Origin of the sequence: Tropicimonas isoalkanivorans (assembly GCF_900112335.1) — a bacterium.
Taxonomy (GTDB): Bacteria; Pseudomonadota; Alphaproteobacteria; order Rhodobacterales; family Rhodobacteraceae; genus Tropicimonas; species Tropicimonas isoalkanivorans.
The window spans coordinates 1-18,683 of sequence record NZ_FOLG01000017.1; the positions used below are offsets into that span (position 1 = coordinate 1).

Sequence of the window (18,683 nt, forward strand, 5' to 3'; positions counted from 1 at the left end):
GGGCTCTGTTGCGCAAATCGGGTTGGGGATTCATCTCGTGAATCCAGCATGGTAGCTGGTTGGCATGAGCAGACCGACACCCCCAAGCTACAAGACCAGGAACTGGCCGGGCTATAACGAAGCGTTGAAGCGCCGAGGATCGCTGACGATCTGGTTCGACCCCGAGTTGATGTGGGAGGCCAAGCCGACCGGCAAGCGCGGCCGACAGCCGACATACAGCGACGCCGCGATCCAAACCTGCCTGACGATGAAGTTGCTGTTTGGCATGGCGCTTAGGCAGACGACCGGCTTTGTCGAAAGCCTTCTTCAGTTGATCGGGCTGGGCTGGTCGGTGCCGGATTTCAGCACCCTCAGCCGCCGCCAGAAGACCCTCGCCGTGGACATCCCGTATCGTGGATCGGAAGGGCCGCTGCACCTGCTGATTGATAGCACCGGCATCAAGGTCGAGGGCGAAGGAGAGTGGAATGCCCGCAAACATGGTGGTTCCAAACGCCGCGTGTGGCGCAAGGTCCACCTCGGTATCGATGAGAAAACACTGGAAATCCGGGCGGTCGAATTCACCAGCAGCGACATCGGCGATGCGCCGATGCTACCGGAACTGCTGGCACAGATCCCGCCAGATCAGGAGATCGGCAGCGTCACCGCAGACGGTGCCTACGACACCCGCAAGTGCCACGATGCCATCGCTGACCGAGGCGCCGCCGCGGTCATCCCGCCCCGCAAGAACGCCAGGCCCTGGAAACCAGACACCGCAGGCGCGATTGCGCGAAACGAAGCGCTTCGGGCGACGAAATACCTCGGCCGGACGATCTGGCGGAAATGGAGCGGATACCACCGCCGAAGTCGGGCTGAAACCAAGATGCACTGCATGAAGCTTCTCGGACAACGCCTCATGGCCCGGGACCCCGACCGTCAGGTCGCCGAACTTCAAGTTCGTGTTGCCGTCATGAACGGCTTCACCGCGCTTGGCATACCTGTCACAGAGGCTGTGGGATAAGTCTGTCCGGGGAAAGGGGAAGCTTGGCCGTCACCTGAATTGCACAACAGAGTCCTTATGACGGCATCCGTTTTGACCAGTTCGCTATGATCATCTCGGCGGCGGTGGCGGGAATGGGCGTGGCGCTGCTCCCCTCCTACCTGATCGAGGAGGAGCTTGAACGCGGCAGTCTGGTCGCCCTTTCTGACCGCGCGATGCCAACGGAATTCAGCTACTACATCATGCAGCCGGAGAGCAAACGGACGAGCAACGCCACAGTCCTTTTCCGTAACTGGCTGCTGAGGCAGGTTTCACATGTACCAAGCGACGCGGCGACCTGAATGGTGATGTCATGTGTGGACGTATATGGACCCCGCCTGATTGCAGCGGCTTTGCTGGCTCCGGGTCGAGCGTCACGATTGCTGACGTATATCCGGCATTCTGAAGTGGCCCGATAAATCGTCGCCGCAAGCCCCGATGGGTTTCCGCGCGCTTCGTCCTCAATGCTCCCGAGGCATCGGCGTGCGCCGTGCTAGTTCACACATCAGGCCCGCGTCCACGCGCCGAGCTGATAAGCAACATTATGTAAATTTTCTGGTAACGCTCCTTGCCTAACAGCAATCCGGTCCACGCGCACCGGGCGCCAGACTCGTGATGTTCTTCAGGGCGTCGCGTTCCACCTGGCAGCAATCCAGAATGGCCGACCTGAGCTGTTGCCGACCGCGCTGAACACGGGATTTGACGGTCGAAACGCTCAACCCGCGAGCGGCAGCAAGGTCGGTTTGCCGCCCGCCGTCGAGATCCACGAACGTTACCGCGTCCCGGTATATGTCGGGCAGGTTCCTGACCAGGGGCACGAGGCATGTGGCGAACTCGCCCGACGATATATCCGGAAGAGGGTCGGGAATGTCCTCCGGAACTCCCTCGGCAGCGACGCCCCGGTGTTTCCGCCGCCTGAGGTGATCGATCATGGCCGATTTCGCAACCGTATAGAGACAGGCCAGCGGCTCTCGCGCCGTTTCAAGCGCCTCTCCGTTCCGGGTCACTCTCAGAAACACGTCCTGCAGCACGTCCTCCACGTCCTAGGGATTGTTCAGGCGACGGGCAAGGTAGTGCCTAAGCGTCGACTGGAACTCCCTGTAGGCCGTATCGGGGTTGGGCATCGCGGTTCCCTCAGCAACAGCGCGCTTTGCCAGTGTCGCGGGCCCGGAAGAACCCGTCCAGGTTTTCCGGCAGGGCATAGGCGTCGCCACCAACGGTGTCGGCGCAGCAGCCGGACGTCTCCCGGGTTCCTGCCGTGGCCGCATTCAGGATGGACTCGACGATCTTTCCGACAGGCGCGGAAGAATATACCTTGCCCTTCCAGTGCCAGGTCCGGCAGTTCACCGTCGTCTGCCCGCCCGCGATCTCGCCGCAACTGGCGCATTCCCCCTGAGTCGTATCAGGGTCGATATCGACGCCGTCGATGCGGATGGTCGGCGAGGCTACGAGTTGATGCGCGATCGCATCCTCGCGGGTCGCAACATGAATTCGTTCGACCTCCAACGTCACGCCAAGGGCTTCCAGGGGAGCCGCCACGATCTGCAGGGCCTCGTCGAGAGCTTGTCCGGTCCCCCCGCAGGGCTTGCAGACGCTCTCGTCCAGAAACAGGAATTCGAGCTTGAGGGATCCTGGTCTGGTACCCTGCTCCCCGAGCGGGGCGGAACTGCTGCAGCAACCCATGAGCTTTCTCCTTTCCGGGTTCGTTCTGTCTCCCTTGACGGCACGAAATCGGAAAAAACGCAAATTCCGGGAGACTTTCTGGGACCTCGAGACGAAAGGTGGGCAGTCAACCCGGGAACGACAAGACGGAATTGACGACAACTGAGAGCGGCTACAGGGAACGGCAAAACGCGGCTTCTCGCTTGTGCGGCACGAGCGGCACACGCAAACCCGCTGGGCGGGCGGATCGGGACGCCGCGCTCGGGATCAGTCGGCCTCGGTCTTCGGGACCGGCGCGGGCGCTCTTGGCGGAACGGCATCGCGGAATTCGTCGAAGCTCTTCCAGGCCGGCTCAACCGGTTCAACACCCTCCCGCGGGATATAGACGGAGGGGCCATCGCGTCCCGGTATGTACCGCGGGCAGTTCGCAAAGATCACCCGCGCCGTCACGCGGATCAGCAACTGCGCCCCGACGAACGTGCCGATATCCGGGTCGTCGCGCGAGACGATGGCGATTCCGTTCACCCGCAGGCGCCTTGGTATCTCGCCCATCGCGATGAACAGAAGCCCGACGTTGGGGTTGACCAGGATGTTGCCGAGGCTCTTGAACATGCCGTTGCCGTCGTAGTCCGGAAAGGCCAACTCATCATCCCCGGTGACCCGGACAAAGCCCACCGCACCGCCCTTGAACGAACAATCGGGCCGGCCGTCGGCGTCGGCCGTTGCCAGGAAGAAGAACCCCGCGCCTTCGATGAACGCCCGGTCGTCGTCGCTGAATTTCTGGCGCAGCGTCACACTTTCGAGGCGATCGGCAATCCGACGGCTGTCGAAGCGATCCTGAAGCCGCCGGTTGCGTTCGTGGAAAAGCAGACTCGACATCGGTCCGAACCTCGTTGTTGGTGCGAAAGTGTATCACGGCAGGAGGCGTTGCCATATCTGCGAAAGGGTGAACAAGGTAGGAGACACCCCGGCTGCCGGGTCGCGTTCCGGTCAATCCGATGGCGGAAGCGCTGATCGACTGGCTGCATCAACTGGCCGGGACCGGTGCTCAGCCTGGCAGAGAACATCCGCGACATCCCTTGTTCCAGACTCTTGGCTCCATACGCCAGGCAATGAACCTCGCGGATTTCCCGGAGAGCGAACCGAGGTCGTCAGGTTGCCGTACGCAAGACAGACCCGGGCGTCCCGATCCGACCTTTCTCTACCTCACCACTCCAGAGGTGGATCCACGAACCCGGTGCGCAGATTGATCCGGTAGTGCGGACTTGAATAGGCCTGCGCCGTTCCCGGCTCGACTATGATGCGGATTTCATAGCTCACCCGATCCGGCTCCGACTTGTCGAGATAGACGGTCTCCTCGTACCAGTCGCCGTCCTCGCGATAGTATCGAGTTTCCTCTCGCGTATAGCAGAACCATTCCTCCGGGATGCCGCTGTCATCATCATGGATGTGCATCAGCCGCTTGCCCTCCGGACAGATGTAGCTGGCGCTCTCGTGGCGGCCGAGAAAACGGGCGGAAACATCGACATTGGAGTAGACGCCGCCCGCCATCTCGCAATAGCCGAAAGGCGGCAGGGGCGGCACCTTTGACAGGCGCGAGACCATATAGGCAAAGGCATCCGAGCAGGCTGGCGGAAACCCTCCAGCCAGACAAAGGATCACCTTGCAATCCATGTCATAGGCGGTGGCGGCAGTCGGCACTGCTGTAGCAGCGCAGAGAGCCAGGGGTTTCAGCGCCAGTCCCCACCAGCTCCGTCGATCCGCACTGACCGGGCCGGTCTTGCTCCGGATGCACGGGAGGACCAGCTGCTGACCGCGGTTCGGGTTCGATATTTTGACAATAGTACTTTTAGTCATCCGTCCATTTAGTTATTTATCTAAGACCGAGCTTCCGCTTCTGCAGGCCTCCTGAGCAGGCGCGTCAGTCCCCATTCGAGGGTTCTTCGATCCAACTTCCGGTAGGGTTGACACCAAACACGCGATTGTAGAACTCCAGAGAATAGTTGATCGCGTCTCGCGCCGCCGCAGCCTCATCGTTCAGGCAGGTGAGATATTGCCCCATCTCCGACCAGTATACCTGGAAGCTCTGCCGGATTAGGAAATCCGTATCTTCTTCTCCTGTCGGCGTAATCCAGAGTGGCTCTTCCGGCCGAACGCAGGCTGCCCGCAATTCGCAGGGAAGGATCAAGGCTGGAAGGATCGCAAGGATCCGGGCATATACCATCGTCAACCTCGCCTCTCCGACTGCGACCGGGGCGGGCTACCGAAGTGGGTGCGTGGTGTAAACTGCGAATTGGTTAAATTAACCAAAATTAATTTTTGTACATTTGGTTGCGTGCCCACTTCCCCTTCTGTATGGACCCGCTACCATCTCTCCCGGAAACTCGAGCGGAAGGGATCGAACCAATGACACCATTCAGAAGGATGGGAGTAATCCACTACGATGCGCTCGCCCAGGGGATCCAAGCCGGCAACCGGTACAGCTATCGCTTCCGTCCAACAAGGGACTGGACGGGCGACAAGCCCGTCTACTGGTGCGAAGTCACCCAGCTCCATCCCGTACGGAAAGTCAGCCAGGTCACGCTCACCAAGGTTTCAGCCGAGACCGGCGTCACCCTCAAGACTTTCCACACGCTGCGCGCCATGGTCAATTTCGTGGAGAAGTTCTTCCCCGGTGAAGAAGTCCTCACGCTGCCGCTCGAAATCCCTGACTATAGCTCTGAGGACGGCGAGTAGCGCCGCCTTCCTGGCATGTGCCGGGATCTCCAACGCTGAGGTACTGGTTGTCTCCGGGAGCGGCAGCTTCCAGCGCCATACCACGCCCGTGGGCGTGATCGCCTTTCAGCCCCGGCCGGAAACAGACATCGCCGAAACCAGATCCGTGGCGCCGCGCGCAGATCGCGTTCGCCCAAGACACCCCTCGCCCGACATCGCCCGCCTCATCAATGACACCGCCCTGCGCTACGGCGGGCATGCGGCCCTGAGGTCCTCCGGGCTCAGCGTCTCCGACTGGTTGGGCGTCTTTCGCGCCAATATCGAGATCGAGAGTGCCTATGACCCTGCCGCCCGCTCCCATGTCGGCGCCATCGGACTCGGCCAACTGATGCCGGCGACGGCCCGGCAACTCGGCGTCGATCCTTCCGATCCGGCCCAGAATCTCGACGGGTCGGCGCGCTATCTTCTGGCGATGCTCGAGGAGTTCGGCACCGTGAGCCTCGCGCTTGCCGCCTACAACGCCGGCCCGGATGCGGTCCGGACACATGGCGGGATACCGCCCTACCGCGAGACCGAGCAGCACGTGAAACGCGTACTCACCGTCTGGCACAATCTATCGATCTAGGAGATCTCCCAAATGCACACGAGCACCCGCGCGAGCTGGCTCGCGCTCGCCCTTCTTTTGTTCGCCAAGATGGCAATCGCCCAGGAAATCGACACCTCGGCCATCGATTCCGTTCTGACCTCGGTTCTCGATGCGCTGACCGGCACCACCGGCCGGATCCTGATGACCATCGTCCTCTTCGGTGTCATTGCCTCGGGCCTCATGAGCATTCTCGACTGGAGCCGGGTTTTCTGGGTCGTGATCGGCATCGTCATCCTCGGGGTCGTGCCGACCTTCGTCGAGGCGATCTGGGGCGCCGGCGCCTGAGCCATGGCAGGGCGCGCACCGATATTCCTGGCGCTGACGCGCAGCTCACGGCTCATCGGGCTTCCCTATGCCTATGCCGTGCTGATGATGATGATCTGCGCCCTGCCTCTCATCTGGCTTCTCTCGGCCTGGTCGATTGCCTGGGCATGCGTCGTGTATGTCGCCCTGCGCATCGCCTCGGAATATGACGACAAGGCGGTCGAGGTCTTCCTCAGGGGGATCGCCGCCGTTCCCGCCACGCAGGGACGCAAACTCTGGGGAGGGGACAGCTATGGGCCTTGACCTCTCCCCCTTCGTGCTGAATTTCGTCGCCAGCGAAAAACTCGCGCCCTCGGGCTTCATGCATCTGCCCTACGTTTCCCTGGTCGATGACAGCACCATCCGCCTGCGGGACAACGGGCTCATGCGCTGCCTGCGTGTCGACGGGCTCGACAGCATGACCAGCGACGATTCCGCGCTCGAACGCATCCGGGACGCCCTGGCCGCTGTCATCGCCCAGCTCGATCAGCGCTTCATGGTCCATGTGCATCGCATCTCCCGCAACGTTCCTTTCGAACAGATGGCTAAAAGGGTTCAGACCGGCGGGCTAGCCGAAGAGATCGACCGTCGCTGGCGAAGCCGCTTCACCCGCCAGCGTCCTCGTGACCGGAGCCTGACGATCTCCATCACCCGTTCAGCCGCCCTGCCCCGCCCGGTCTCCCGACTTGCCCGGCACGGCAAGACGGATATCCGTCGCTCCGATACCCGCAATATCGAGGCGCTGGACGAGGTGATCCGTTTCCTCGTCGCCGCTCTCGGCGACCTGGCGCCCCGGGTCCTGACCGCCTCCTCCGGAGATCTGCTCGGATTTCTTGCCTCGATCCAGTCCGGCAACGAACTGCCCGTAAACCGGCCCAGGTCCATGGGCGTGCTGGCCGACGCGGTCTTCAACGAGCGCGTGACCTTCGCCAAGGACTATTTCCGCCTCGGGGACGGACTCCATCGCGAGCGTTTCGGCACCATCCGGGTCCTCAAGAACTATGCCGCCGAGAGCTGGATGACGATGTTCGACGAACTCGCCCTTCCCTGCGACTTTGTCATCTCCCAGAGCTTCCAGCCGGTCGGCAACGCGAAGGCGGCCGAGCTGATCGGCCGGCAGCGCCGGGTCATGCGGGCCACCGACGATGCCCGCATCTCGGCCGCCGAACAGCTGGCGCATCTGCACGAGGATATCCTCTCCCAGAAGAGCTCGCTTGGTCTGCACCAGATGTCGGTCAGCCTCATGGCCGGCTCCCTCGACGAGCTGCGCGATCTTGTCTCCGAACTCGAGACCGTGGCCGGCCAGAGCGGCACGCAGATGGTGCGCGACGCACTGGTCGCCAAGGCGCATTACTTCGGGCAATGGCCGGGCAACCGGGCGAAGCTGGTCCGGCAATCGCTGATCACCAATCGCAACTTCGCCGATTTCGCATCGCTGCACCGTGCCTCCATGGGGCTTGCGCGGGACCGGGTGCCCTGGGCCTCGCCCGTCACCTACTTTCCGACCATCGACGGCTCGCTGCGGCGCTTCAACTTCCACGATGCCGGCTCGCCCGATGCGGCGCCGAGTCCGGGCCATACCATCGCCATCGGCAAGACCGGGACCGGCAAGAGCGTGCTCGCGGGCTTCCTGATGGCCCAGCTGGCACGTCTCGATGCCCGTATCTTCGTCTTCGACTATCGCCGCGGACTCGAGATGATCACCCGCGGTCTCGGCGGCTCCTACGGGACGATCCATTCCGGCGAAGCCACGGGGCTCAACCCGCTTCAGGTCGAAACCGACGAGGAAGGCGTGGACTGGCTCGCCGACTGGCTCGGACGGGTGATCAAGCCCCAGGGCGAGCTCACCCCGGTACAGACCAGGCGCATCTTCGAGATCTGCCGCGGCAATGCCGGCGTGCAGCCGCAACTGCGCCGCTGGGAGGATCTCGCAAAGCAATTCGCCAGCACCGACGATGGCGGCGAATTGATCAGCCTTGTCTCCGAATGGGCGCCCCGCGGTCGCTTCGGCTGGGTGTTCGGCAAGTCGGACGAAGACAGCTTCTCGCTCGATGGACGGATCGTCGGCTTCGACCTCACGCAGATCCTCGACGCGGAGAGCGCGCGCGAACGCATGGCGGTGCTTTCCTATATCTTCCGGCGCGTCGAGCGGCAGTTACGCGATGCCCGCCGCACGGTGGTGATCATCGACGAGGCCTGGAAGGCGCTCGACAACCCGTATTTCGCGGAGAAGCTGAAAGGATGGCTGGTCACGCTGCGCAAGCAGAATGCCGTGGTCCTGATGATGACCCAAAATCCCGAGCAGCTGACCGCCTCACGTGTCGGCGCCGGGATCTATTCGAGCTTCTCCACCCAGATCCTGCTGCCGAACCCCAATGCGCTGGCAGCCGACTATGCGCCGCTGCGCCTGAACGACAAGGAACTGGCCTATATCCTCGGAACCAATGCCGGCCGCAGCTTCCTGCTGCGGGACCAGGCAGGCTCCACGATCGTCAATGCCGATCTCTCGCCGCTTGGCAAGCTCGTCCAGGTGATCGGCGGCGGCGCCATGGGCGAGGCCATCGTGGGGTCCGGCTACCGGGACCATGCAAATTTCTGGGAGAATGCCTGTTGAGACCGTCCACCCGCCCTGCCCTTCTCATCGCCGCCCTGCTGCTCCTTTCCGCCTGCGCTCAGCCGGAACGCACCCCGCCCTGCGCCTGTTTCCAGGACGGTGCTTCGACCGGCCGCTGCGATTTCGAACCGCTCGCGCCCTATCGCCCCGAATTCCAGTAGTCGCTGCCCTCCTTCGCACCCGAGCTCATGTCCATGTCCTCATCCCTGCGCCTGGCCGCTGCAATCGGCCTGCTCTGTCTTGGCGCGGCGGCGACCGCCGCGGCGCAAGGCGTGCCAGTGCTCGATGGCCAGGCCTTCGCCAAAAGACTGGAAATCTTCCGGCAAATGGAGCGCGACGAGGACAGCCAGGTCGAAAAGGCCGAGAAACGCGCGGCGCAGAAGGATTTCCGCCAGCAGCAACTCGACTCCATCGATGCCATGCTCGCCGCTTTCGAGAGCCCGTCGACTTTCATGGCCGCCATGAATGCTGGGGGCGATCTCGCAGACGGCACCCCGGTGCCGGATGTCGAGACGTTCTATGGTCCTCTCGCCAACCCGGCCGCTTCCCGCGTCTTCGGCGATGCGCGGGAGGATATCGAGGCAGTGATCATCCGCGGCGCCTCCGACACCTATGCCTTGCCCGGTGTCGGCGCTGCCGGTCTCAGCCCCACCCAATGGCGCTGCCTGCTGCAGGCGCTCATCAAGCAGGAAAGCCGCTTCCAGGTCGGCGCACAATCCAGTGCCTCGGCCTTCGGCCTCACCCAGATCATGCCCGACACCGCACGGGATCTCGGGATCTATCCGGCCTATTACGAAGACCCCTATCTGCAGGTGACCGGCGGCGCGCGCTACTTGGCGGCCCAGCTGCAACGGTTCGACGGCAATGTTGTCCACGCACTCGCTGCCTATAATGCCGGCCCCGGTCGCGTCATCGAATATGGCGGGGTGCCGCCCTTTGCCGAAACGCAAGCCTACGTTCAGATCATCCCGCGTTTCTACAACGAGTATCTCGCCCGGATCGGCGGTCCGGACGCGCTCGGAACGATCGACCCCGCCCTCTATGCCGCCGCCGGCGCTTCGCTGATGGCGATCGGGTCGGCGCATTATGCCGACCATTCGATGGCGACCGCCCAATCCGCCCTGCTCCGGGTACGCGCCATTGTCGAGCGGATCGGCAAGACAACCTCCGTCAAGGAGAGCTACGATCTCAACACCTATATGCGCGCCGAACTGATCCATATCACCAACCAGCGCATCCGGCTCAAGGCCGGGAAGACGAAATCGCTCAACGCCCAACACCTCGCCATGCTCACCCGGCAACGGGAGGCCGAGGACTTTTTGGCGGATTTCACCAGCGCAGCGTTCCAGGAATAACCTCATGCATTCAATACCCACACCATTGGCGCCGGGTTTCGCGTCCCTCTGCTTCGCATTGCTCTCTTCCGCGCTCTCGATCTCGCCCGTCCTGGCCCAGGGCGTCCCGACCTTCGATGCCAAGGGGGTGCTGCAGGACATCAAGCAGTTCGAGCAGATGGTGAAGGATTACGGCATCCAGACCGATCAGCTCGACCAGCTCGTTGCCCAGCTCGAGGCTCTCCAGAAGCAGATCGAGCAATATGACGAGATCATCGCCGCGGTTTCCAACCCGTCCGATGTGCTGGATCTGCTGATGGAGGGCGACCTTGACGGAATGCTCGGATCCAAGTTCGACAGCTCCTTCCTTGCCACCGTGACCAAGGGGGCCGGCGGCGACTGGTCGGGGCTGACCGACGATCGGGCCACCGAGTTCGTGGCCTCCGTCTCGAAGGTGCTCGCCGGTGCCGGAACCACCCAGGAGAAGATCACCGCACTGGCAGAATCGGCCAATCCCAACGCGCAGCGCAACGCCGCCGCCACGACCAGTTCCGCCGCCACCTCCGCCGCGGCTGAGATCGCCTACGAGGAGGCCGAGCAATCGGTGCGCCGCACCACGATCCTTGTCGAGGAGATCGGCGAGCTGAAGACCCTGAAGGAAAGTGTAGATCACAACACGCGCGTGACCGCGGAACTCGCCATCGCGCTCGCCGCCATGTGGCAGCTGGAATCCGTCCAGACCATGAATGTCGGTCTTCTCGGCGTCACCGATGCCGCCACGCTCGCCGAGACCGAGCGCTTCTTCGACTTCACCCTGCAGGAGATCGAGTGATGTCCCGATCCGAGGTCATCGAGACAATCGAGGAGGAGCTGATCTTCGGCGCCATGCGCCGGGAGAAGCAGTGGAAACTGGCCACGCTGTTCGCGGGCCTCGTGGCCATGGGCTCACTGGTGGCCGCCGCGATCGTGGTTCTCTCCTACACCCCGCCCCCGCCGGTGCTGATCCCCTACAATCCGGAAACCGGCATGGCGATGCCGAACGCGACGGTCCGCTCGATCAGCCTGGCCGAACGCGAGGCGGTCATCGAGGCGGCCGTCTATCGCTACGTGATCGATCGCGAAAGCTACAACCAGATCGACAACGATCTCCGGATCCGCCGCGCCCTGTCGCAAAGTTCCGGCCGGGCCCGCACCAGCCTGAGTGCGGCCTGGGATTCCGGCAATGCAAGCTACCCGCCCGCGCGCTACGGCGATCGAGCCGAGATCCAGGTCAATGTGCTGTCGATCTCGCACATCACCAATGACCGGGCCCAGATCCGCCTGCAGAAACGCCTCGTCAGCCCGGACGGTCTGCGCGAGGGGGATTTCACCATCGTGCTGGCCTATGATTTCGACCCGGCCACGCAAAAATCCCTCGAAGCCGTCTGGCAGAACCCCTTCGGCTTCACTGTCACCGACTACAACATCACTTCCGACAAGAGGGAACGGGATCTATGAGACAGGCGGTTCGAACAATCCTGGGGCTGGCAGCGCTGCTTTGCGCCCTGCCGGCCGCGGCCGAGACCATACCCGCGGCCACCCGGCTCGACCCGCGGGTGCGCATGACCCATTATGTCGACGGGCAGGTCTATACGCTCCGGGTCTCGCTGACCCGCGCCACCACCGTCGAGTTCGGACCCGGCGAGCGCATCGTCTCGCTGGTCGCCGGGGATACCGAGAGCTTTCTCTTCGAGACGATTCCCGGCGGACGTGTCTTTGCCATCAAACCCACCTCGCGCGGCGTGGAGACCAATGTCACCGTCTACACCAACCAGCGGTCGTATTATTTCCGCCTGACAGAGGGCAACTCGCCGTTCTTCGTGCTGCGCTTCGATTACCCGAAGACCCAGTCCGCCTCCAGCCGCAGTGTCCGGAAGGGACCGATCCGCTCGAATTACGGCGCCAGCCGGCGCACCGCGATCACCCCTGTCTCGGTCTGGGATGACGGAACGTTCACATATTTCCGGTTTGCCGAAAGTGCGCCGCAACCGGCGATCTTCAAGGTCGTGAACGGCCGGGAACGGTCGGTCAATTCCACAGCCGAGGGCAATGGTGTGATGCGTGTTTCCGGCACCTCGCGCCAGTGGACCGTCCGCATGGGCGATCTCGAAGTCTGTATCGCGGAGCTTGTCCATGAGTGAGCCCCAGGACCTGAGTTCCCGCCTGCGCGACATCACCGGCGAGGTCTCGAAGAAGGAGACCCGCGGACGCCTCGGCATCGTCCTCTTGGCGGGGACCGCCCTTCTCGCGACCACCGGCGGCGCGGCCTATCTCGCGACACTCACCCCGAAACCCGCCCCGACCGAGGCCGCCATCCCGGTCGTGGAGACCGAGGAGTTTCCGACCGACACCGGCGGGTTCGGCGGGCTGGACCTGCCGCCAAGACCGGCCGATCCGACGCCCATCGGCAGCATGGATACCGCCCAGCAGGAGATGCTCAGCGCGCTTCAGGCCGAACTCGACGCCCTGAAATCCGCCCAGGAACAGGGACGCCTCAGGAATGAGCGTGACCGCGAAGCCGCCCTCGCCGCCCTCCAGGACAAGATGCAATCGGAGGTCGACAAGTTGAGCGAGGCCGCCGAGGCCGCAAGGGAAGAACTGGAACGTCGGGAGCGGACCTACCAGGCCGAGCTCGACCGCAAGGCCACTGAGCTTGAACGGCTCCAGGCGGAGTTCGACCTGCAGCGCGGGGTTGATGCGCAATTGCACAGCGCCGAGATGGAACGGCTCCGCACGGAACTCGAGCTCGAGCGGCAGCGCGTGGAAAATTCGCCCGAACTCGATCCTTTCCTGCTCGCGGAGCGCGAGGCGGAAGAGCAGCAAAGGCGGCGTCTCGAAGAGCTTCGGGCAAAGCAGGAAGCCGAGCGAGAACGCCGCGTGCATTCGAAAATGCTGGCTTTCGGCTCGAACGGCACGGGCGGGGTGAGCGAGGCCGGCAGTCGCGAGCTCTCCGCCAACGAGGCCTTCGTCAAGCGCCAGATCGAGGCAGTGCCGGTCGCCTCCGCCCAGGTCATTGCCCGTCCGGAAGCGACCATCGTCCAGGGCACGATCCTCCAGGCGGTGCTGGAGACCGCCATCGACACCTCGCTCCCGGGCGCCATTCGCGCCATCGTCGCCGAGGATGTGCACTCCATGGACGGGTCCAACATCGTCGTTCCCCGTGGCTCGAAGATCTTCGGCGAATACAGCTCCGAGATCTCGATCGCGCAGCGCCGCGCCGTCGTGGTCTGGACCCGGATCGTCACCCCTGACGGGAAATCGGTCCAGATCACCTCCTACGGCGGCGACACCCTCGGACGCGCCGGTACCACCGGACATGTCGATACGCGCTTTGCCGCCCGCTTCGGCAGCGCCGCACTCATCTCCTTCATCTCCGCCCTGCCCACCGTGGCCGGCGCACAGACCGAAAACGACGTGACGGCCGATGTGCTGATGGATGTCGGCGACGATCTCAGGAACTCCACCCGTTCCGTGATCGGCGACTACCTGCGGATCCCGCCCACCATCCGCATCGACCAAGGGGCGGAGATCTCGGTGATCCTTGACCGGGACGTGGAGATATACTGATGCTCGCCTCCTATCTCGACACCGCCATGGGCTTCCTGGAGCCGCTTCTGACCGACGATCTCGTCGAGATCGCCATCAACCCCGACGGAAGGATCTGGCAGGAACGCCGCGGCGACAGCTTCATGGCGCCGGCAGATGTGGATGCAACGCCCTCGCAGATCGAGGCCCTCGCCCAGCAGATCGCCAATGAGGCCGAGATCCGGGTCTCGGAGGCCAAGCCGGTCTTTTCCGTGTCGATCCACTACGGTGTCTGGTTGATCCGCGCCCAGATCCTGCAGAGCCCGGCGGTCAGCCAGGGCGTTGCCATCGCGCTGCGCTTCTACAATCCCGACGTCGAGATCTACGAGCCGCGGTTCCTGCATGGCAGGCCGATGTCGGCCTCGGCCCTTCGGCGCGAGCGCAACCAAGAGATGCGGGATCTGGCGACAAACGGCCAACTCGTCGAGGCGCTGCGCTTCTGCGTCACCCACAAGCTCAATGTCATCGTCTCCGGCGGTACCAGCTCCGGCAAGACCATGGTCGCGCGCTATTTGCAGAAAATGATCGGCGACGAGGAACGGATCATCACCATCGAGGACGCGCCCGATCTTCTGCCCTCCCAACCCAACAAGGTGATGATGGTCAGCCTGACCGATGACCCATATCGCTCCCCCGACCGGCTGCTTCAGGCCAGCCTCCGCATGCGACCCGATCGCATCATCCTCAGCGAGGTTCGCGGCAAGGAGGCCTATACTTTCCTGAAAGCGATCAACACCGGTCATGGCGGCTCGATCACCACGCTTCATGCCGACACCGCCGAGCTTGCGATCTCGCGACTGGCCCAGGCCGCCCTCGAAGGCTCGCCGGGGATGACATTCCGCGAAATGACCGACTATATCGGCCAGTCCATCGACGTGATCGTACATCAGGAAAAGCAGGGCGGCGAGCGCGGTGTGACCGAAATCTATCTCCCCGGCATCGACTGGAAAGGAACAGACGAATGAAGAGCTTGCTGATCGTTGCGATTGCGGTTTCGCTCTGCACCCCTGTCCTGGCGCAGGAGGAAAGCGACAAGGCTCTGGATCGTGCCATCCCGACCCTCGCGCCTGCACCTGACGGCGAGACCCTTGCCGAGCGGCAGGAAAACTATGTCGATCCGACACGGGGACGTGGTCGCTGCGCCGAGACCCGGCCGGACCGGCCGGGATGGGTGATGGTGCACGACAAGTCGGAGGGGCCGGGTGCGGGAGCCTTTGCAGCGATCGGTCAAGCGCTCTATCGCCTCCGTTCGTCGGAGAACATCATGGAAAGCGGCGAATGCTCTTGCGGCCTTCTTTACCCTGACTGGTCAAGCATTCGAACAGAATACGAAACGCTCATCGCGGAAGTCATGACCGTCGACTTGGCGGTGGAGGCAAAAGACCATCTCACCAGCCAAAAGACGGAAGCCTACGGCAGGGTCAGAAACCTCTGCAAAGGGGTCAAATGAACTTCGTCGAGTTTGTCTACTCGACGGCCTTGTCGTTTCTGGATTCAGTTTCGGAATCCCAATTCGGCGCCGTCGCCAGTGCACTCGGCACAACTGCACAGCTCGCCGCAACGCTGGTGGCGGCCCTCGTCATTGTAAACATGGCAACCCAGACGCAGCCGATGCTGGCCCGCGACAGCATTGCACTTCTTGTCCGGTTGCTGCTGATCAACCTCTTCATGTTCAACTGGACCCAGTTCGATGCACTGGCCGACGCCATGTTTTCGATGCTGGACAGGGTGAGCGGTGCGCTGATTTCATCGGTCAGTGGTCAGGATGAAACGACGCCAATTTCAGCGGGTGGCGTTGGGTCGCCGCTCATCGGCATTGCCGGTGCCATCGACGCGCTCATCGCCCAGATGAGCCTGTTCGCGAATGCCGTTTCAGATAACATCGGCATTGTCGGCGGTACGATCTTCCAGGTCACCTTTGCAGTTCTGATGGCGTTGCTTGCCGGAGCGGCCTCGCTCATTCTCGTCGCGTCGCGGGTGACCATCACCGTCTTGATCGCCATCGCACCGCTGATGATCATGCTCACCATGTTCGATGCCACCAAATCCTACTTCGAACGCTGGCTGGCCGCCCTCGTCACCCTCTCGCTTTATCCCCTGGTCATTGCCGGCATCTTTTCTACCATCGTCGGCGTCGGGACCACCGCGCTCGACCAACTGGCGCAGCCAGAGGACCTGACCTCCATCGGCGAGGCAATCCCGGTCTTCATGGTCGTCGTCCTCTCCATCCTGCTGACCGCGATGACCCCGATCATCGTCAGCATGATCAGCGGCTCGATTCATGTCAGGGACAAGGTCACCGAAGCCGCCAGCCTGATGGCCGTGGCCGCCACGAAGATGGCCGCCGTGACGGGCGGGCAGGCCGCGGCGAAGGGAACGCGGGTCGTTGCGAAGGATGCCGCCGGCTATCTCGGCAATCCGGTGACCAACGCGCGGCAGTCGGCTTCCGAGGTTGCGGCGATGATCAATCGGATGCAGGCGAGGACAGCGCGCTTCGTTGGCAGGAAGTAGACGTTCAGATTGAGGTCAACCGAGCGAAAATCACACAGGCCGCCCATGATTGGGATCCTATATTGAACTGCGAACCTTTAATAGCTGACCGGCGTTATTAAAGTTTCGTGCGCCGGCCTTGAACAACACAGTTGAGTGGTTCCAGGTTGGGACGTCTCCGACGGAGCTCTATTGCACCTTGAGGGGCGCTAGCATTTCGTCCGTGTCGAGCTTGAGCGCACTACGCCACAAGGGCGTCTTGAAGACCTGTCGGCTGGAACGGCCATCCGCTTCGTGTTCCACCTGAACAAGCAGGCCGGCCCACTCCAGTGGTTTCAGCACGCAGGACGAGAAGGCTGCAATTTCGCGCCAGCGATCATTGTCCCAGTCGGGTCCTTCGCCGTAGAACGCGCCAAACAGCGCACGTTCCGAACAGCCCTGGTCCGCATCGACATTGATCACGTTCAGCCAGACATCCCACTTGCCGAAAGGGCTTTCCTCAAACCGGCTATAGGAAGAATGGTCGACCCGCAGGACGAAGAACGGGACCAGTTCCGCGAAGAGCCTCCCGGGCGAACCCGCAAGTTCCTTGCCGCGTTTGGTGGCACGGAACTCGCCCTTGTATTGACGGCCCAGTTTCAACTCGATCAGCAGGAAATGCAGCAGTTCAAGCGGTGGGAACTCGTACTCGTTCAGCACCTTCTTGAACCGGTAAAGCTCCTCGTAACCCATGCCAGGCCAGTCGAAATGCTCGGCAGCCCAATGCACAAAGACCCGCTTGAAGGCCTTCGTCCCGGTCAAGCCGATGGATCCGTGTTCGACCACATAGCCAAGTGTCAGCTGCGCCGCGCGTAGCAGGGGTGAATACGCGAGATCGGGATGGTCGTCAGGGAGAGGGCGGAACTCGATCATGGGGAAGTGCTGACAGATTCGGCGAAATGTCGCCAGTACCTGAACGGCTCTGCCGCACATCCGGCTCTCAAAGCGAATCCTTCATCGGCAGAAGCCTCGCCGCGAGCATCGGAAGTCCCTTCTGTCGCAGGTTCATCAGGTACTCGGTGGCACCGGGTTGAGAGCGTAGCCCGCGACGATGCTCGCGCAGAACCGAAAAGGCCTTGTATTGAAAGTGATCGAAGGTACCCGACAGGAAATGGTCGGCGGTCCCTCGCTCCAAGTCGAAGGGCTCCAGGCACTCCGGTGGGAAATCCCTGACGTTGTCAGTGACGATATATTGCGCCTTGCACGCAATCGCCGCCGCCACGACGTGGTTGTCGTCGGGATCATTGGGGAGGTCCACAATCGGGATGAACTTCTCGTGGCCGCCCACCCAGCAGTCTTCGAAATGTTCGCGCATTAGGGCGTCGGTGCGATCCAGCTTAGCAACGTTGTCCGGAAAGCGCTCCCTGGCGCGGACGAGCCATTCCTGCTGGATCTTCTCCGTCCAGCGTGCCCGGTATAGGTCGGCCTCATGGAAGCGTAACAGGATGTCGCGCTTCATGTTGGGAAAGAGCACGCTGGCGTCGAGGACAGCGGTAAAGCGATTGGTCGCGGAGATCACTGGTCGTCGAGATCCTCTGCAATCGCCTGCATCTCGGAAAGCGCAGATTTGCGCCCCTCAGACCTGCGCGCCTTGTAGTCCAGGACATCTCGGAGTGACAGGCGGCGATGGGTACCGACCATCACATGATCCAGCTCTTTTCGATCGATAAGCTTGACGAGGAAAGGCCGCGAGACGTTGAGCAGGTCTGCAGCTTCCTGCGTGGTCAACCGCCGGGACAATGGCACCAAAGTGAGTGTATCGCCCCGCGCAACGACGCTGAGAACGTCGGTGAGCAGATCTACCAGCGATCCGGACAGGACCGCATCGCCGATGGCAAGCGCTCCGTCTGTCGCGCGCTGGTTTTCGATCGCTGTCAGGGCTTCCGCGGCGCTGTCTATCTCTTCGGGCGTGGGAAGCCGATCGCCGAAATCGACGACGTTGGCGGCGGCGTTCATGCTGTGCTCCTGGGTTGGGGTGCGCGCTGGTTTGTCCCGCGATTTGACATCAATATGGACGTTCGCGGCGGAATTTCAATCGAAATAACCGAATCATTCGAAATATTCGCAGCAGTCCCAGTACTGCGGCATTGCCGGCACAACTGTCCGTCGGCCGCTCAGGGAGCCTCCGAAGCCAACGTGCGAACGTTGTCTCGGCCTGCGCTTTGCGTGCACACCGCGCAGCCGCGTCATCGGAACTGCCGACAGCTCGACCGCCAGCCATGTGTTGTCACGATGGGCGGA

The 18,683-nt window shown here is 62.6% G+C and carries 24 protein-coding genes; 16 read left to right on the forward strand and 8 right to left on the reverse strand.

The window, feature by feature from the left end:
• The first annotated feature begins 64 nt into the window (after positions 1 to 64).
• Entirely contained in the window at positions 65 to 997 is a 933-nt protein-coding gene (locus BM075_RS20455) for an IS5 family transposase (RefSeq protein ID WP_093362568.1), read from the forward strand.
• Positions 998 to 1,035: 38 nt separating this feature from the next.
• Complete coding sequence (locus tag BM075_RS20460; protein WP_281244968.1) at positions 1,036 to 1,317, forward strand: LysR substrate-binding domain-containing protein; 282 nt, start codon at positions 1,036 to 1,038, stop codon at positions 1,315 to 1,317.
• Positions 1,318 to 1,587: 270 nt separating this feature from the next.
• Here BM075_RS20460 and BM075_RS20465 read toward each other — a convergent pair whose 3' ends face one another.
• The 5 genes from BM075_RS20465 to BM075_RS20485 form a co-directional block, all read right to left on the reverse strand.
• Positions 1,588 to 2,046 carry a sigma factor-like helix-turn-helix DNA-binding protein gene (locus BM075_RS20465; protein WP_177208432.1) on the reverse strand — a complete coding sequence of 153 codons (459 nt, stop codon included), beginning with the start codon at positions 2,044 to 2,046 and terminating at the stop codon, positions 1,588 to 1,590.
• A 103-nt stretch (positions 2,047 to 2,149) separates the two neighbouring features.
• A complete protein-coding gene (locus tag BM075_RS20470; protein WP_093362571.1) occupies positions 2,150 to 2,698 on the reverse strand; it encodes a DUF2703 domain-containing protein in 549 nt (182 codons plus the stop codon).
• A 246-nt stretch (positions 2,699 to 2,944) separates the two neighbouring features.
• The gene (locus BM075_RS20475) at positions 2,945 to 3,556 is read right to left on the reverse strand and encodes a pyridoxamine 5'-phosphate oxidase family protein (RefSeq protein ID WP_093362572.1); all 612 of its coding nucleotides are present in this window, start codon (positions 3,554 to 3,556) and stop codon (positions 2,945 to 2,947) included.
• A gap of 327 nt (positions 3,557 to 3,883) precedes the next feature.
• Complete coding sequence (locus tag BM075_RS20480; RefSeq protein WP_093362573.1) at positions 3,884 to 4,378, reverse strand: hypothetical protein; 495 nt, start codon at positions 4,376 to 4,378, stop codon at positions 3,884 to 3,886.
• 220 nt (positions 4,379 to 4,598) lie between these two features.
• Entirely contained in the window at positions 4,599 to 4,907 is a 309-nt protein-coding gene (locus BM075_RS20485) for a hypothetical protein (RefSeq protein ID WP_143089918.1), read from the reverse strand.
• 176 nt (positions 4,908 to 5,083) lie between these two features.
• On the opposite strand from BM075_RS20485, the gene BM075_RS24880 reads away from it, so the two are divergent.
• The 14 genes from BM075_RS24880 (at position 5,084) to BM075_RS20545 (ending at position 16,424) form a co-directional block, all read left to right on the forward strand.
• Positions 5,084 to 5,413, forward strand: a complete 330-nt coding sequence (locus BM075_RS24880; protein ID WP_245758933.1) for a hypothetical protein — start codon at positions 5,084 to 5,086, stop codon at positions 5,411 to 5,413.
• A 97-nt stretch (positions 5,414 to 5,510) separates the two neighbouring features.
• The gene (locus tag BM075_RS24885) at positions 5,511 to 6,017 is read left to right on the forward strand and encodes a lytic transglycosylase domain-containing protein (RefSeq protein ID WP_425445206.1); all 507 of its coding nucleotides are present in this window, start codon (positions 5,511 to 5,513) and stop codon (positions 6,015 to 6,017) included.
• Between the two features lie 12 nt (positions 6,018 to 6,029).
• The gene (locus tag BM075_RS20495; RefSeq protein ID WP_093362576.1) at positions 6,030 to 6,323 is read left to right on the forward strand and encodes a TrbC/VirB2 family protein; all 294 of its coding nucleotides are present in this window, start codon (positions 6,030 to 6,032) and stop codon (positions 6,321 to 6,323) included.
• A gap of 3 nt (positions 6,324 to 6,326) precedes the next feature.
• Positions 6,327 to 6,605: a VirB3 family type IV secretion system protein gene (locus BM075_RS20500; protein WP_093362577.1), complete on the forward strand. Its 279-nt coding sequence runs from the start codon at positions 6,327 to 6,329 to the stop codon at positions 6,603 to 6,605.
• A complete protein-coding gene (locus tag BM075_RS20505) occupies positions 6,595 to 8,955 on the forward strand; it encodes a VirB4 family type IV secretion/conjugal transfer ATPase (protein ID WP_177208433.1) in 2,361 nt (786 codons plus the stop codon). Before BM075_RS20500 ends, BM075_RS20505 begins: the two co-directional genes overlap by 11 nt.
• Positions 8,952 to 9,116, forward strand: a complete 165-nt coding sequence (locus BM075_RS24510) for a hypothetical protein (protein WP_177208434.1) — start codon at positions 8,952 to 8,954, stop codon at positions 9,114 to 9,116. Before BM075_RS20505 ends, BM075_RS24510 begins: the two co-directional genes overlap by 4 nt.
• 33 nt (positions 9,117 to 9,149) lie before the next feature.
• Positions 9,150 to 10,310: a lytic transglycosylase domain-containing protein gene (locus BM075_RS20510; RefSeq protein WP_177208435.1), complete on the forward strand. Its 1,161-nt coding sequence runs from the start codon at positions 9,150 to 9,152 to the stop codon at positions 10,308 to 10,310.
• A 4-nt stretch (positions 10,311 to 10,314) separates the two neighbouring features.
• Positions 10,315 to 11,121: a type IV secretion system protein gene (locus BM075_RS20515; RefSeq protein WP_093362579.1), complete on the forward strand. Its 807-nt coding sequence runs from the start codon at positions 10,315 to 10,317 to the stop codon at positions 11,119 to 11,121.
• On the forward strand, positions 11,121 to 11,786 hold the full coding sequence (locus BM075_RS20520) for a VirB8 family type IV secretion system protein (RefSeq protein WP_093362580.1): 666 nt from the start codon (positions 11,121 to 11,123) through the stop codon (positions 11,784 to 11,786). Before BM075_RS20515 ends, BM075_RS20520 begins: the two co-directional genes overlap by 1 nt.
• Positions 11,783 to 12,469 carry a TrbG/VirB9 family P-type conjugative transfer protein gene (locus BM075_RS20525; protein ID WP_093362581.1) on the forward strand — a complete coding sequence of 229 codons (687 nt, stop codon included), beginning with the start codon at positions 11,783 to 11,785 and terminating at the stop codon, positions 12,467 to 12,469. Before BM075_RS20520 ends, BM075_RS20525 begins: the two co-directional genes overlap by 4 nt.
• Positions 12,462 to 13,895: a TraB/TrbI/VirB10 family type IV secretion system protein gene (locus BM075_RS20530; protein WP_093362582.1), complete on the forward strand. Its 1,434-nt coding sequence runs from the start codon at positions 12,462 to 12,464 to the stop codon at positions 13,893 to 13,895. The genes BM075_RS20525 and BM075_RS20530 overlap by 8 nt, the downstream gene beginning before the upstream one ends.
• The gene (locus BM075_RS20535; protein WP_093362583.1) at positions 13,895 to 14,878 is read left to right on the forward strand and encodes an ATPase, T2SS/T4P/T4SS family; all 984 of its coding nucleotides are present in this window, start codon (positions 13,895 to 13,897) and stop codon (positions 14,876 to 14,878) included. The genes BM075_RS20530 and BM075_RS20535 overlap by 1 nt, the downstream gene beginning before the upstream one ends.
• Positions 14,875 to 15,363 (forward strand): hypothetical protein, encoded by a 489-nt coding sequence (locus tag BM075_RS20540; RefSeq protein ID WP_093362584.1) that lies wholly within the window; start codon positions 14,875 to 14,877, stop codon positions 15,361 to 15,363. Before BM075_RS20535 ends, BM075_RS20540 begins: the two co-directional genes overlap by 4 nt.
• Positions 15,360 to 16,424, forward strand: coding sequence for a type IV secretion system protein (locus tag BM075_RS20545; RefSeq protein WP_093362585.1), 1,065 nt, complete (start codon positions 15,360 to 15,362; stop codon positions 16,422 to 16,424). The genes BM075_RS20540 and BM075_RS20545 overlap by 4 nt, the downstream gene beginning before the upstream one ends.
• Before the next feature lie 168 nt (positions 16,425 to 16,592).
• Here BM075_RS20545 and BM075_RS20550 read toward each other — a convergent pair whose 3' ends face one another.
• From BM075_RS20550 to BM075_RS20560, 3 genes are all read right to left on the reverse strand, one after another.
• On the reverse strand, positions 16,593 to 17,315 hold the full coding sequence (locus BM075_RS20550; protein ID WP_093362586.1) for a hypothetical protein: 723 nt from the start codon (positions 17,313 to 17,315) through the stop codon (positions 16,593 to 16,595).
• A 67-nt stretch (positions 17,316 to 17,382) separates the two neighbouring features.
• The gene (locus BM075_RS20555; protein ID WP_093362587.1) at positions 17,383 to 17,961 is read right to left on the reverse strand and encodes a PIN domain-containing protein; all 579 of its coding nucleotides are present in this window, start codon (positions 17,959 to 17,961) and stop codon (positions 17,383 to 17,385) included.
• Positions 17,958 to 18,398, reverse strand: coding sequence for a helix-turn-helix domain-containing protein (locus BM075_RS20560; protein WP_093362588.1), 441 nt, complete (start codon positions 18,396 to 18,398; stop codon positions 17,958 to 17,960). The genes BM075_RS20555 and BM075_RS20560 overlap by 4 nt, the downstream gene beginning before the upstream one ends.
• Positions 18,399 to 18,683 lie beyond the last annotated feature (285 nt).

What these genes read in the sequence shown, in the direction of transcription:
- BM075_RS24880 (WP_245758933.1), top strand. Translation starts at nt 5,084, where the DNA reads ATGACACCATTCAGAAGGATGGGAGTAATCCACTACGATGCGCTCGCC.
- BM075_RS20525 (WP_093362581.1), top strand. Translation starts at nt 11,783, where the DNA reads ATGAGACAGGCGGTTCGAACAATCCTGGGGCTGGCAGCGCTGCTTTGC.
- BM075_RS20455 (WP_093362568.1), top strand. Translation starts at nt 65, where the DNA reads ATGAGCAGACCGACACCCCCAAGCTACAAGACCAGGAACTGGCCGGGC.
- BM075_RS20530 (WP_093362582.1), top strand. Translation starts at nt 12,462, where the DNA reads ATGAGTGAGCCCCAGGACCTGAGTTCCCGCCTGCGCGACATCACCGGC.
- BM075_RS20520 (WP_093362580.1), top strand. Translation starts at nt 11,121, where the DNA reads ATGTCCCGATCCGAGGTCATCGAGACAATCGAGGAGGAGCTGATCTTC.
- BM075_RS20550 (WP_093362586.1), bottom strand. Translation starts at nt 17,315, where the DNA reads ATGATCGAGTTCCGCCCTCTCCCTGACGACCATCCCGATCTCGCGTAT.
- BM075_RS20510 (WP_177208435.1), top strand. Translation starts at nt 9,150, where the DNA reads ATGTCCTCATCCCTGCGCCTGGCCGCTGCAATCGGCCTGCTCTGTCTT.
- BM075_RS20495 (WP_093362576.1), top strand. Translation starts at nt 6,030, where the DNA reads ATGCACACGAGCACCCGCGCGAGCTGGCTCGCGCTCGCCCTTCTTTTG.
- BM075_RS20515 (WP_093362579.1), top strand. Translation starts at nt 10,315, where the DNA reads ATGCATTCAATACCCACACCATTGGCGCCGGGTTTCGCGTCCCTCTGC.
- BM075_RS20505 (WP_177208433.1), top strand. Translation starts at nt 6,595, where the DNA reads ATGGGCCTTGACCTCTCCCCCTTCGTGCTGAATTTCGTCGCCAGCGAA.
- BM075_RS20475 (WP_093362572.1), bottom strand. Translation starts at nt 3,556, where the DNA reads ATGTCGAGTCTGCTTTTCCACGAACGCAACCGGCGGCTTCAGGATCGC.
- BM075_RS20470 (WP_093362571.1), bottom strand. Translation starts at nt 2,698, where the DNA reads ATGGGTTGCTGCAGCAGTTCCGCCCCGCTCGGGGAGCAGGGTACCAGA.
- BM075_RS20540 (WP_093362584.1), top strand. Translation starts at nt 14,875, where the DNA reads ATGAAGAGCTTGCTGATCGTTGCGATTGCGGTTTCGCTCTGCACCCCT.
- BM075_RS20535 (WP_093362583.1), top strand. Translation starts at nt 13,895, where the DNA reads ATGCTCGCCTCCTATCTCGACACCGCCATGGGCTTCCTGGAGCCGCTT.
- BM075_RS20560 (WP_093362588.1), bottom strand. Translation starts at nt 18,398, where the DNA reads ATGAACGCCGCCGCCAACGTCGTCGATTTCGGCGATCGGCTTCCCACG.
- BM075_RS20545 (WP_093362585.1), top strand. Translation starts at nt 15,360, where the DNA reads ATGAACTTCGTCGAGTTTGTCTACTCGACGGCCTTGTCGTTTCTGGAT.
- BM075_RS20500 (WP_093362577.1), top strand. Translation starts at nt 6,327, where the DNA reads ATGGCAGGGCGCGCACCGATATTCCTGGCGCTGACGCGCAGCTCACGG.